The following is a 12,568-nucleotide window of genomic DNA, read 5'->3' on the forward strand; positions in this document are numbered from 1 at the left end:
GCGCGCGGGACCTGGGCGCAGCCGACGTCGCCGTCGTCCCCAACGGGGTACGCGTGCCCGAGGCCGTGGCCGCCGGCGTCCCCGAGGGTTTCCCCACCTGCGGCGGGCCCGTCTTCGTCTACGCGGGCACGATCGCCCACTGGCTGGCCCCCGAGGTCTTCATCGACGCTTTTGAGAGGGCTCGTGAGCGGCTCGGGGATGCGCGCCTCGTGTTTGTCGGGCAGGGGAGCGGCTGGGAGGATCTGGCCGAGCGTGCGCGGCGCGTGGCCGGAGTCGAGCTGATCCCCGCCGTCAGCGCCGAGGAGGCCGACCGCTGGATGGCGCGAGCTAGCGCGACGCTGGCTTCTTTGCGTCCGGGCGGCTACGACTACGCCTACCCGACGAAGATCCTGGCCTCCCTGGCGCAGGGGACCCCCGTCATCTACGCCGGCCCGGGGCAGGCGGGGCGCGACGTGCGCGAGGCGGGGCTCGGGGCGGCCTGTGGGCTCGACGCCGATCAGGTCGCCGAGGCCATGGTCGCCGTCGCGTCGGGCACGCTGAACTGGGTGGGGGAGGAACGGGTGCGGGCATGGGTGCGCGAGCATCGCTCGGTCTCGGCTTCCTCGCGCGCGGCGGCTGCGGTGGTTCGTTCGGCGCTCTGAGAGGCTTCGATCGCGGGTGGGGCCGTGGGTTTCTGCTGTTCGGGGATTGTCCCTGCCTCGTCTCAGAATCCGCCACATTATCGTTTCGGTTCATATCTGTTTGCGCGTGTAACTATTTTCATGTTTACAGTTACAACATAAGTAACTAAAATCCCGGTTGTCACATTAGCAACTCGAAGGATGACTATGCGCTCCCCGTGGAGGAAACTCGCAGCCGGGCTCACCATGGCACTCGGCGCCGCCGTTGCGGCCCTCGTGCCTCCCGCCCAGGCGGCCACCGGCATCATCATCGCCATCGACCCCGGGCACGGGGGTTCCGACCCTGGCGCGGTCGCCAACGGCCTGCAAGAAAAAGACCTGACCCTCGCCGTCTCCCTGGCCCTCAAAGAGGAGCTCGAGACCTACGACGGCGTCACCGTCGTCATGACCCGAACGAGCGACACCAGGCCTTCGGAGAACCTGAGCGACGACCTGTCCAGCCGCGTCCAGATGGCCGCAGCCGCCGATGCCGACGCCCTCGTGTCGATCCACTTCAACTCCGGCTCGCCCATCGCGCGCGGAGCCGAGGTTTGGTACGGCAACTCCTCCTCGTACAACTACGCGACCCACACGCAGGGCCGCAAGCTCTCCACCAACATCGAGGACCAGCTGACCTCCCTCGGCCTGGCCGACCGCGGCATCAAGACCCGCGACAACCCGTACTACGACTACCCGGACGGCTCCACGGGCGACTACTACGCGATCATCCGCCAGGCCCGCGAGGAAAACATGCCCGGCATCATCGTCGAGCACGCCTTCGTGACCTCCACGTCGGACGCGCAGCTCCTGCGTGACCCGAACTTCGTGCACTCCCTCGGCGTCGCCGACGCGACCGGCATCGCCCAGACCTACGGGCTGAGCAAGGGCGCCTGGGAGAAGTCGGGTGACTCTTGGCGCTTCGTGCGCGACGGCGCCGCCAAGACCGGCTGGTTCAACGCCGGCGGCCGCTGGTACTGGGCCGGATCCGACGGTCGCACGATCCGCGGCTGGTCCACCATCAACGGACGCCGCTACTTCTTCGACGACTCCACCGCGATGGTGACGGGCTGGAAGAAGGACGGTGACAAGTGGTACTACTTGCGTCCCGACGGTGACATGGCCACCGGCTGGATCAAGGACGGGCGCTCCTGGTACTACCTCGGCTCCGACGGCGTCATGGCCACCGGCTGGCTCAAGGAACGCAACGACTGGTACTGGCTGGGCTCCTCCGGCGCGGCCGCCGTGGGCTGGACGAAGGTCGGCGGCGACTGGTACCTCTTCGATGACGACGCACGCATGCTCACCGGCTGGCAGCTGACCGAGGACGACAACGAGTGGTACTACATGCACGCCAACGGCGTCATGGCCACCGGATGGCTGCTCGACCGCGGGTCCTGGTACTACCTGGACGGCGAGGGCACCATGAAGAAGGGCTGGGTGACGGTCGGCGGTGTCTGGTACTACATGCGTTCTTCCGGCGCGATGATGACGGGCTGGCTGCTCGATGGCAACACGTGGTACTGGCTGGACCCCTCCTCGGGAGCCATGGCCACCGGTACCGTGACCGTTGAGGGTCGGGCCTCCTCCTTCGCCTCCTCCGGCGCGTGGCTGGGTTACGCGGACGGCGCTGGCGCACCGGCAGCGGATGCCGCCTCCCGTTCCGCCTCGCGGGCCGATTCCGTGACGAACGCGGCCGGTCAGCGCCTCATCATGACTGCGCCCATGGCCTCGCGCTCGGAGGTTATCGACGACATGGTGAGTGCCTGGAACTCGGCGGGTAGCACGTACCCGTCCGCCCTGGCTTCCGGCGGCGCGCCGACGATCCGCGACTTCGCGGGCATCGTCTACGACGAGGCCGTGGCCGAGGGTGTCTCCCCCGAGCTGGTCTTCGTCCAGTCCATGAAGGAGACGGGCTGGCTGGGCTTCGGCGGCGACGTGAGCGTTAGCCAGTTCAACTTCTCCGGCATCGGCGCGGTCGGCGGCGGCGCGCAGGGCGCCTCCTTCCCCGACGTTCGTACCGGCATCCGCGCCCAGGTCCAGCACCTGCGCGCCTACGCGGACCCGAACGTGACGACCGCGTCCCTGGCGAATCCGGTCGTGGACCCGCGTTTCACCTACGTGCGCAAGGGCGCCGCCCCCGTCGTCGAATACCTGGGTATCCAGGAGAACCCGAACCGCACCGGCTGGGCGGCTGCCCGCGGGTACGGAGACGACCTGGTGTCCATGATGAACACGTACTTCTGAGAGTTCTTCAGTGACGAGGCCGGGGTCAGTTGCGCAGTTGAGCGCGGCTGGCCCCGGCCTCGGCGTTCGTGGGCTCTGGTCGAGGTTGCGCGGGGGTGCACGTCGCATCTGTCAAATTAGGGCGGATAGCTTCATTCGGGCAACATGGCAAGCGATGTGCCCTATGATTGGAATGAGAAAGACAGCGTGTGTCTATCGACAAGGAGAGTGCAATGGCCACAGAAACCTGGTTGTACATCTATGAGGGTGCGCCTCGCGGCGACGAGGAGGAGCGCAGGCCCATCTACATTGGGATCGGTGAGCGCATGGGGCGCGTGTTTGAGCAACACAATCCCGACGCCGAGAGGCTCCGCGATGCGGAAGGGACACTCATCCGCCAGACCCTTGAGCCGTTTTCGAGCCGCGAGGACGCGCTCAAGGCCGAGGCTATCGCCATCCACGTCGCCTCTCTCATGGGGCTGGATCCGATCTATGACGCTGAGGACGAGGACGAGCTGTTCAACGAGGATGACAAGATGGTCACGAACATTGCGGGGACGAAGACGAGCAAGCACCTGGGGCCGGCGATTTTCACGCGCGATGATGAGGTCTTTCAGGATGATATGGAGGGGACGATCATTGTGCCCATCACTCCGGATTCTCTCGAGGGGCGCGCCTCGGCATTCGGCGGCAATCCCGGCGAGGTGTTTATCGAGCGAGCCGCTCAGGCCTGGAACGTCGCGCCTGACAAGCGCCCCAAGATTAGGCGGCTCGTCGCCGTTTTAACGGGAAGCCGTCACGTGATCCTGGGGTCCTGGGAGGTCGACCCCAGCCGTGAATGGGAACTCGTCTGTCCTGAAGCGTCCTCGCCCTACAGTTCTCGCGTCCGGATTCCCGTTCCACACCCCGAGCAAGACGATGTTGATGAGATGAAGGGAAAGCGTTATGTGGGGCGCCTGCAGGTAGGCGTGCTTTATTCCCCGGATATCGCCTAGCCCGATCCCCGTGACGCGATGGCTGCGAGGGACACCGCTCATCATCGATCGTTGTTGTGCCATCGTGACGGGTATGAGCCCTCAGCGATTCAGTCGCCAACGGCTCACGCGTGGAGGGGTTGTACACAAATGAATAGGCTGTCCTCGCTCGGCTGCCCCACAAACCTGATGCCGGAGGGCTGCCCCTACGCGGATAGGTTCTGCCGTACAGCGGCGGCACGCGCCCTCGTCAGCGGTGGGCTGCCCGCATCTGGATAGGTTGCCCGCATCCGGATAGGTTGTGCGCATCCGGATAGGTTAATAACCTATCCAGATGTTCGTTACCTATCCGGATGTTCGTTACCTATCCGGATGTTCGTTACCTATCCGGATGTTCGTTACCTATCCGGATGTTCGTAACCTATCTAGATACGCCGCCCCCATGTGCAACCGTCGCCCCTAGGGTATGCGCGGGAAGCCCCGGCTATGCGGGCAGCCCCCGTAGCCCCACGCGCACGCAGTGAGCGCGGAGATAACAACGGCCCCGAGCACCTGTCGGTGCCCGGGGCCTCACTGCAACACAAGTCAGCCGCGCAGGGACGCGACGTAGGGGTCGATGCGCTGCGAAGAGTCCTCGGGCGTGAAGCCGGTGGCCTTGATCTTCGTCAGATCCAGGACCGAGGACAGGGGGCGCGGAGCGACCTCGCGGCCCGCGAAGTACTCCTCCGTGGTCACGGGCGTGACATCCTCCGGGTTGCGTCCCCGCAGCTCGAATACGCGCTTGGCGACCTGCGCCCAGCTCATCACCGGGCCCTCGCCCGACAGGTTGTACGTGCCGAACTCGGCACCGGTGGTCAGCAGGTGAATGATGCCGCGCGCCAGGTCGGACGTGAAGGTCAGGCGACCCACCTGGTCGGACACCACCGAGGGGGAGATGCCCTGATCGGCCAGGGAGGCCATGGTCTTCAGGAAGTTCTTGCCGTCGCCCACCACCCAGGAGGTGCGCACGATGTAGTGCTTCGGCGTCGAGGCCACCGCCGCGTCGCCACCCGCCTTCGACTGGCCGTATGCGCCCAGGGGAGAGGGATCCTCGTCCTCGAGGTGCACGTCCTGCGTGCCATCGAAAACGTACTCCGTGGAGATGTGGACCATCGTGACGCCGTGAGCCGTCGCCTCGCGGGCCAGAACGGCCGGGCCCGTCGAGTTTGCCTGCCAGGTCGCGCGCCGACCCTCGGGAGTCTCAGCGCCGTCCACGTTCGTCCACGCGGCCGCGTTGATCACGACATCGATGTCATCCCACGGCAGCGCCGCCACCGCCTCGGCGTCGGAGATCGACACCTCCGGCAGATCCACGCCCGTGACCGTGAAGCCCGCCTCGGGCAGGGCGCGCATCAGCTCGCGTCCCAGCTGGCCATTCGCGCCCGTCACGAGGGCGCGGCGCCCGGCGGGGACCGGGGCCGGGAACGGCGTCACGTCCGCCATTCGCGGGTGAGCCTTGTCCTTGTCCGACAAGATCGCCTGCTCGAGCGGGATCGGCCAATCCACGGCGGCCGTCTCGTCCGCCAGGTTGAGGAACGTGTAACGGGCGTCGGGCGACCAGTGGTCGTTCACCAGGTACGTGTACGCCGTGTTCGGCTCCAGCGTCTGGTAGGAGTTGCCCACGCCCTTGGGGACGAAGACGGCGACACCCGGATCAATGATCGTGGTGTACACGGTTCCAAACGAGGGTCCCTCGCGCAGGTCCACCCACGCGCCAAAGACGCGGCCCGTGGCGACCGAGACGAACTTGTCCCACGGCTCCGCGTGGATACCTCGGGTCACCCCGACCTCGTCGTTGAAAGAAATGTTGTTCTGCACGGGGCCGAAATCCGGCAGGCCCAGCGCGACCATCTTCTCGCGCTGCCAGTTCTCCTTGAACCAGCCTCGGTTATCGCCGTGAACAGTCAGATCAATGCGCAAGAAGCCGGGGATCGGAGTGGTCGTAATCCCCAGGGGCTTAGCGGTGGGCGCCATGGTTCTTCCTTTACGTGCGTTGGTTGTGTGCGGACGCAACATTCCACATAAATACTATCCGATCTGCCCTGCGCTGGGGGTGTGCGCCGCCCCATGGGCGCGCAAGGGGCCTCAGTTGTGGAAAAATAGCCACGGATAGGGATAATTGTCACTGATGCGCGACCCACACGAGGACGCGCCGGGAAGCGGAGGCAACATGAAAGGCATCATCCTTGCAGGCGGGTCGGGAACCCGACTGAACCCGATCACGCTGGGGACATCGAAGCAGCTGGTCCCTGTCTACGACAAGCCGATGATCTACTACCCGCTGTCGACCCTGATGCTGGCCGGCATCTCCGACGTTCTGGTGATCACGACGCCGCACGACGCGCCGTCCTTCCACCGCCTGCTCGGTGACGGCAGCCAGCTCGGCGTCAACATCTCCTACGCCGTCCAGCACGAGCCCAACGGCCTGGCTCAGGCCTTCGTGCTCGGCGCGGACCACGTCGGCAACGACAGCGCCGCCCTGGTCCTGGGCGACAACATCTTCTACGGCCCCGGCATGGGCGCGCAGCTGCGTCGCCACGTCGACCCCGACGGCGGCGCCGTGTTCGCCTACCACGTCTCCAACCCGCGCGCGTACGGTGTCGTGGAATTCGACGATGAATTCAACGCCCTGTCGATCGAGGAGAAGCCGGACAAGCCCAAGTCCAACTACGCCGTGCCCGGCCTGTACTTCTACGACAACGACGTGGTCGACATCGCCCGCAACCTCAAGCCCAGCGCGCGCGGCGAGTACGAGATCACCGACGTCAACCGCGCCTACCTCGAGGCCGGCAAGCTCAAGGTTGAGGTCCTCCCGCGCGGCACCGCGTGGCTGGACACCGGTACCTTCGACTCGCTCGCCGATGCCACGGCCTTCGTGCGCACGGTCGAGGCCCGCCAGGGCATGAAGATCGGCGCCCCCGAAGAGGTCGCGTGGCGCATGGGCTTCATCGACGACGAGGGCCTGCGCCAGCGCGCCGAGCCCCTGGTCAAGTCGGGCTACGGTGCCTACCTGCTCGAGCTCCTCAACCGTGAGGATCGCTGAGTGTCGCGCCCGAGTGCTGATTCGCGCCTCCTGATCGTCATCCCCGCGTGGAACGAGGAGGAGGTGCTCTCAGAGGTCTTGGAGTCCGTGAAGGTCGAGAAACCGTCCTTCGCGGACATCCTGGTCGTATCCGACGGGTCCACGGACGCGACGGCTGACATTGCGCGCGCGGCGGGCGTGGCCGTGCTCGACCTGCCCCTGAACCTGGGGGTTGGCGGCGCTATGCGCGCCGGCTTCCAGTACGCCCAGCGCATGGGGTACGACTACGCCTGCCAGCTCGACGCGGACGGCCAGCACGACCCGACGGAGATCGAGACTCTCATTGAGAAGGCCTCCCTCGAGGGCGCGGACGTGGTGATCGGGTCGCGTTTTGCGGGCAAGGGCGACTACCGGGCGCGAGGTCCGCGCAAGTGGGCGATGAACCTGTTCTCGTTCATCCTCTCGCGCGTGTGTAAGACGCGTCTGAGTGATACGACCAGTGGGTTCAAGCTCTACGGCCCGCGTGCGCTGTCGCTGTTCGCGCACAACTACCCGGCGGAGTACCTGGGCGACACGATCGGCGCGCTCGTCATCGCGGCCCGCTCGCACCTGGTGGTGCGCGAGGTGGGCGTGCAGATGCACCCGCGCGCGGGCGGCGAACCGTCGCACAATCCGATCAAATCGGCGCTCTTCCTGGTGCGCGCGACGATGGCCCTCGCGGTGTCCCTGTCGCGCCCCGGCGAGAAGGTCGCCCAGACGCGGGAGGAGAACGCATGAGCCCCACCTACCTGCTGGGATTGGTGTTCGCGATCATCATCTTGGTGATGGTGTTCGTCAAGATGCGTAATTCGGGCCTGAAGGAGCGTTACGGCCTGTGGTGGTACTGCATCGCTTTCTTCACGGCGCTGCTGTCTATCTTCCCGCCGATCTTGAAGTGGACCGCTTTCCACCTGGGCGTGGTCGTGCCGCTGAACCTGGGCTTCTTCGTGGCGGGTGTCGTCCTGCTGCTGCTGTCCCTGCGTTTTTCGGTGGATCTGTCGCGCGCGGATGAAGATCGACGCCGTCTGACCGAGGAGGCCGCGATCCTGCGCCTCCAGGTCGAGGATCTGCAGGGGCGTGTGGCGGCTCTGGAGGCTCGCCTCTCGTCGGCAGATGAGGAGCCGCGCTGAGGCGATAGCCGCGGTGCGTGAGCCGTCGGTCGGCTCGCCAGACGAGGTCGGGGTCCGTCGGGTGTCAACCTGACGGACCCCGGTTTGTTGCGTCTGCGTGCCCGTGGCGTGGGCCCGTGGGGTGTGCGGTTAGCGCAGGAGGGTGCCGTCGGGGCCGAGGCGCAGGCGTTCGGTCGGTGCGGCGGGGTCGACTTCCCCCTCGGCGAGCTTGCGGGACACGGCGGAGGCGGGGCGGGAGACGGGCATGGTCGCCGCGCCGGTGTCGCCTTCTTGTGCGGTGGTGTCCCGTTCGGAGACTGTGGAGCGGTCGCGCCATTTGATGGGCCGCGAGTCGGTCGACGCCTGCGCGTCGGTGGAGCGGGGCTGTGCGGGTTCCTGGGAGACGGGGGAGGCCTCGGCGGAGGAGTGAGCTCCCATGGCGGTGGCGTGCGAGGGCAGCAGCGGCTCCCCGTCGAGGTCGGTGGCCAGGTCGGCAATCATGGCGCGGGCCTCGTCGATGACGGAGGAGTCTTCGGCGTGCAGGCCGTGGACGAGCCAGCGCACGAGCGCGATTTCGCTCAGGAGCTGGGCGCGCGTGAAGACGTGCAGGTCGGTGGCGCGGCGCTCATGGCCGTAGGTTTCGCGGAAGCGCTCGAGGAAGTTGTCGGAGGCGGTGGCCTGGATCCATGCGATGTCGAGGGCTGGGTCGCCCACGTGGGCGCTGGTCCAGCCGCCGATCGCCAGGACGGAGCCGCGCTGGACGGACAGGCATCGTTCCTGGATGTCGCCGTGGATGGGGGCGGAGGGGAATCGCCACAGGGAGACGTCTTCGAGGGCTGCTTCCCAGCGGCTCCACAGCGAGGGCGGGATCGTGACTTCGCGGGCGGCCTCATCGAGGAGGGCGAGGTTGCGGTCGCGGCATTCGATCGCCGTGTAGGTCGGCAGCCCGATCGCGGAGAAGACGGTCTCGGGCAGGTTGTGGAGGGCGGCGAGGGCTCGCCCGAGCGAGGCGGGCAGGAGCAGGTCGGAGTCGAGTTCCTCGGGCGTGGGCGCGTGTCCGCCCGGGTCGCGGTGCACGTAGACGCTCGCGCCGCCGCTGACTTTGGCTTGTCCGGCCAGGCGTGGGACGTCGAAGGGAATGTAGTCGTGCTCGTAGGCTTGTCCGAGGCGGTCGAGGATGCCGGAGGTCGCTTCGAGGGCGGGGCCGGAGACCTCCTCGTGGGGGCAGGTGACGATCCAGCGGTTGCCGGCCGCGTCTTCGATGCCGGTGACGGAGGAGAGCTCGTCGCTGTAGGACGGCGGTCGCAGCGCGCTCACGCGCATCCCGGGCACGGCGGAGGTGGCCAGGGCGGCCAATTCGAGGGGGCTCTTCGGGGTCGTCATTGCTTTAACGTATCGCGCCGCGGGCCCGGGCGTGCGTCCCCGCGCGGGTGGGGGCTCGATTGTGGGATAGCGAGTTTGTTCCTTTCTCAAAAACTCTGTTACTTTCGACACATTGGCTTTGTCTGTAGCGAGGAGGCTCAGCGATGGAAGCCGTGACGCGCGCACTTGCGGCGCGGGTGCGAGAGGGTCTGGCCGCGGGCGGCATCGATGCGGCGCGCGACCCGAAGGTGGTGCGCGCCCTCATCGACCGCGCCATCGACGCCCACTCCCCCGACATGCTGCCCACGCAGCGCGAACAGGTCGAAGCGGACCTCATGGACGACATCTGCGGGCTCGGCCCGCTGCAGGCGCTCATGGACGACCCCGGCGTCGAGGAAATCTGGATCAACTCGGCCTCGCGCGTGTTCGTGGCCCGCGGTGGCGTCGCTGAGCTGACGAGCCTGATCCTCACGGACGAGGACGTGCGCGCCCTCGTGGAACGGATGCTGCATCACTCGGGGCGGCGTCTCGACCTGTCCAGTCCCTTCGTGGACGCGATGCTCGCCGGGGGAGAGCGCCTGCACGTCGTGATCCCGCCGGTGACTGGACGCTCGTGGAGCGTCAACATCCGTAAGCACATCCAGCGCGCCCGCACCCTGGAGGACCTGGTGGCCGTCGACATGGTGCCCCCGCCGATGCGGGATTTCCTGGCAGCCGCCGTGTGCGTGGGCCTGTCTGTCCTGGTCTCGGGTGGCACGCAGGCGGGCAAGACGACGCTGCTGCGCGCGCTCGCGGGAGAGCTGCCGCGTTCGCGGCGCGTCATCTCCTGCGAGGAGGTCTTCGAACTGGGGCTGGCGAACTGGGATCACGTGGCCATGCAGACGCGCCCGCCGGCCGCGGAGGGGACGGGGGAGATCACCCTGCGAGACCTCGTGCGCGAGTCTTTGCGCATGCGACCCGAGTACCTGATCGTCGGCGAGGTGCGAGGCCCCGAGGCCCTCGACCTGCTCGTCGCCCTCAACGCGGGCGTGCCAGGCATGGCGACCGTGCACGCGAACTCGGCGCGCGAGGCCCTCGATAAGCTCTCGATCCTGCCGCTCCTGGCGGGCGATAACGTCACGACGGGTTTCGTGACGCCCACGCTCGCCTCCTCTATCGACCTCGTGTGTCACGTCGAACGAGGCCGTGGTGGGCAGCGCTACGTCGCCGAGGTCCTCGCTGTGCCCGGGCGCGTCGAAGGCAACCGGATCGAAACGGCCACGCTTTTCACCTTCGATGGCCGCAGATGCGAGCGGGGTCCGGGCGGCCTCGACCTGCACGAGCGCTTCGCGGCGGCCGGGTCTGACCTCGCCTCCCTGCTGGATCGGGGCGAGCTGTGATCTCCCTCGTGTGCGGCCTTGTGTTTGGGATCGGCCTCGTGCTGGTCGTGTTCTCGCGCCTCACGCCGCCCCCGCCGCGCGCGCCGTGGGGGCCGTGGCGGCGCCTGCGAGAGGACGTCGAGAGGGCGCACGTTCCGGGGCTGACGGCCGCCCGCCTCGCCCTGCTCAGCATCGCCCTCGGCGCGCTCGTGGCTGTTGTCGTCCTGGCGCTCACCGGGGCCTGGCCGGTCGCCGCCATCGTCTCCGTCGGCATGTCATTCCTGCCCTACGCCTGGGTTGTCTCCCGCGTGGCCACCCGAGCCAAGGCCGTGCGGGCCGCCTGGCCCGAGGTCATCGACGCCATGGTGTCGGCAGTGCGCGCCGGAACGTCCCTGCCCCAGGTCCTGTGCGACCTCGCCGAAGAGGGACCGGCCCCCGTGCGCTTCGCCTTCGAGGCTTTCTCCCGCGACTACAGCGCTAACGGGCGCTTCGCCAGCGCGCTGGACCGAATGAAGGACGAGGTTGCGGACCCCGTCGCCGACCGCATCGTCGAGGCCCTGCGCGTCGCCCGCTCTGTGGGCGGCGCCGACCTGACGCGCCTCCTCCAGGACCTGGCGACCCTCCTGCGCGAGGACGCGCGCGTGCGCGGCGAGCTCGAGGCCCGCCAGTCCTGGACGGTGGGGGCGGCCCGCCTGGGCCTGGCTGCCCCCTGGATCGTCCTGCTTCTCCTGTCCGGAGGCGGCGCGAGCGCGAACGTGTGGAACTCGCCCGGAGGCATCGCCGTGCTCGTCGGGGGTGCGGGAGTGTGCATCATCGCCTACCTGGCGATGAAGGCCCTCGGCAGGCTCAGCACGGATCCCAGAAACCTGGGAGGGACGCTGTGAACCCCTGGACCCTGCGCGCCCTGGACGTCCTCGTGGCACTCCTCTTGGTCGGCGGAATCGCCCTTATCTGGCGGTCCCTGGCCACGCGCCACCTGTCGTTCGCGGCCCGCGTCGCCCAGGGGCGGGTCAGCGAGGAGGCCCCGCCCCAGCTCGCCCGATGGGCCCGGCGCGCCTGGGCCTCGGCCCTGGACTCCCTGGGATCCACCAGCGAATCGGTCGCGCGCCGACTCGCCCTGGCGGGCATGGCCCCAGAGGTCGGCCTCTTCCGTCTGCGCCAAGCCGCCGCCGGCATCGCCGGGCTGATCCTCTCCTGCCTGGCACTCACGGCCCGCCCCGCATCCTCCCTGCGCGCCTCCCTCATTCCCCTGTGCGCATGCGCGCTCGTGGGCACCCTCATCGGCCTGACCGGCACGGACCGGGCGCTCACCCTGCGGGCACGACGCCGCCAGCGCGCGATCGACGCCGCCGTGCCCGACTGCGCGGAGCTCCTCGCGCTCGCGGTTGCCGCCGGGGAGTCGATTCCCGCCGCCATCGAGCGCGTCGCCGGGTGCGCCGGCGGCCCCCTGGGCGCGGAACTGGTGCTCACGGCGGGCCACATCCGCAACGGCATGCCCTCGGTGCGTGCCCTCGCCCAGCTCGACGAACGCACCGACTCTCCGGCGCTCACCAGGCTCGCCCGCACCCTTACCACGGCGATCGAGCGCGGCTCGCCGCTGGCCTCGGTCCTGCATGACCAGGCGCGCGACCAGCGTGAACGCTCCCTCGCTGCCCTGATGGAGGAGGGCGGCCGCCGCGAGATCGCGATGCTCCTGCCCGTCGTCTTCCTGATCCTGCCCGTCACCGTCCTGTTTGCCCTCTACCCGGGCCTCATCGCCCTGGATTTCGCGCCGTAAGAACCA

At 68.0% G+C, this 12,568-nt stretch carries 11 protein-coding genes; 9 read left to right on the forward strand and 2 right to left on the reverse strand.

Features of this window, described 5'->3' with window-relative positions:
- The 3 genes from HMPREF1138_RS08475 to HMPREF1138_RS08485 form a co-directional block, all read left to right on the forward strand.
- The coding region (locus HMPREF1138_RS08475) for a glycosyltransferase (RefSeq protein ID WP_009058748.1) at positions 1-641 on the forward strand (641 nt) is incomplete at its 5' end.
- A 186-nt stretch (positions 642-827) separates the two neighbouring features.
- The gene (locus HMPREF1138_RS08480) at positions 828-2,903 is read left to right on the forward strand and encodes an N-acetylmuramoyl-L-alanine amidase (protein ID WP_039937647.1); all 2,076 of its coding nucleotides are present in this window, start codon (positions 828-830) and stop codon (positions 2,901-2,903) included.
- Positions 2,904-3,091: 188 nt separating this feature from the next.
- Positions 3,092-3,877, forward strand: coding sequence for a hypothetical protein (locus tag HMPREF1138_RS08485; RefSeq protein WP_155887160.1), 786 nt, complete (start codon positions 3,092-3,094; stop codon positions 3,875-3,877).
- 564 nt (positions 3,878-4,441) lie between these two features.
- Here the strand turns inward: HMPREF1138_RS08485 and HMPREF1138_RS08490 are convergent.
- A complete protein-coding gene (locus HMPREF1138_RS08490) occupies positions 4,442-5,869 on the reverse strand; it encodes a sugar nucleotide-binding protein (RefSeq protein ID WP_009058753.1) in 1,428 nt (475 codons plus the stop codon).
- A 196-nt stretch (positions 5,870-6,065) separates the two neighbouring features.
- On the opposite strand from HMPREF1138_RS08490, the gene rfbA reads away from it, so the two are divergent.
- The 3 genes from rfbA to HMPREF1138_RS08505 are packed head-to-tail and all read left to right on the forward strand — an operon-like array spanning position 6,066 to position 8,086.
- Positions 6,066-6,938, forward strand: a complete 873-nt coding sequence (rfbA, locus tag HMPREF1138_RS08495) for a glucose-1-phosphate thymidylyltransferase RfbA (RefSeq protein ID WP_039937659.1) — start codon at positions 6,066-6,068, stop codon at positions 6,936-6,938.
- Positions 6,939-7,694 (forward strand): glycosyltransferase family 2 protein, encoded by a 756-nt coding sequence (locus HMPREF1138_RS08500; protein ID WP_009058755.1) that lies wholly within the window; start codon positions 6,939-6,941, stop codon positions 7,692-7,694.
- Positions 7,691-8,086: a DUF2304 domain-containing protein gene (locus HMPREF1138_RS08505; RefSeq protein WP_009058740.1), complete on the forward strand. Its 396-nt coding sequence runs from the start codon at positions 7,691-7,693 to the stop codon at positions 8,084-8,086. Before HMPREF1138_RS08500 ends, HMPREF1138_RS08505 begins: the two co-directional genes overlap by 4 nt.
- A 129-nt stretch (positions 8,087-8,215) precedes the next feature.
- Here the strand turns inward: HMPREF1138_RS08505 and HMPREF1138_RS08510 are convergent, their stop codons facing one another.
- Positions 8,216-9,448 carry a phosphotransferase gene (locus tag HMPREF1138_RS08510; protein ID WP_009058768.1) on the reverse strand — a complete coding sequence of 411 codons (1,233 nt, stop codon included), beginning with the start codon at positions 9,446-9,448 and terminating at the stop codon, positions 8,216-8,218.
- A 143-nt stretch (positions 9,449-9,591) separates the two neighbouring features.
- Between HMPREF1138_RS08510 and HMPREF1138_RS08515 the strand changes: the two genes are divergently transcribed.
- From HMPREF1138_RS08515 to HMPREF1138_RS08525, 3 genes are read left to right on the forward strand one after another with little or no spacing between them, the layout of a single operon-like run.
- On the forward strand, positions 9,592-10,806 hold the full coding sequence (locus tag HMPREF1138_RS08515; RefSeq protein WP_009058764.1) for a CpaF family protein: 1,215 nt from the start codon (positions 9,592-9,594) through the stop codon (positions 10,804-10,806).
- Positions 10,803-11,669 carry a type II secretion system F family protein gene (locus HMPREF1138_RS08520; RefSeq protein WP_009058763.1) on the forward strand — a complete coding sequence of 289 codons (867 nt, stop codon included), beginning with the start codon at positions 10,803-10,805 and terminating at the stop codon, positions 11,667-11,669. The genes HMPREF1138_RS08515 and HMPREF1138_RS08520 overlap by 4 nt, the downstream gene beginning before the upstream one ends.
- Positions 11,666-12,562, forward strand: coding sequence for a type II secretion system F family protein (locus tag HMPREF1138_RS08525; protein WP_009058759.1), 897 nt, complete (start codon positions 11,666-11,668; stop codon positions 12,560-12,562). The genes HMPREF1138_RS08520 and HMPREF1138_RS08525 overlap by 4 nt, the downstream gene beginning before the upstream one ends.
- Positions 12,563-12,568 lie beyond the last annotated feature (6 nt).

The organism is Actinomyces sp. ICM58 (assembly GCF_000283035.1).
Lineage (GTDB): Bacteria > Actinomycetota > Actinomycetes > Actinomycetales > Actinomycetaceae > Pauljensenia.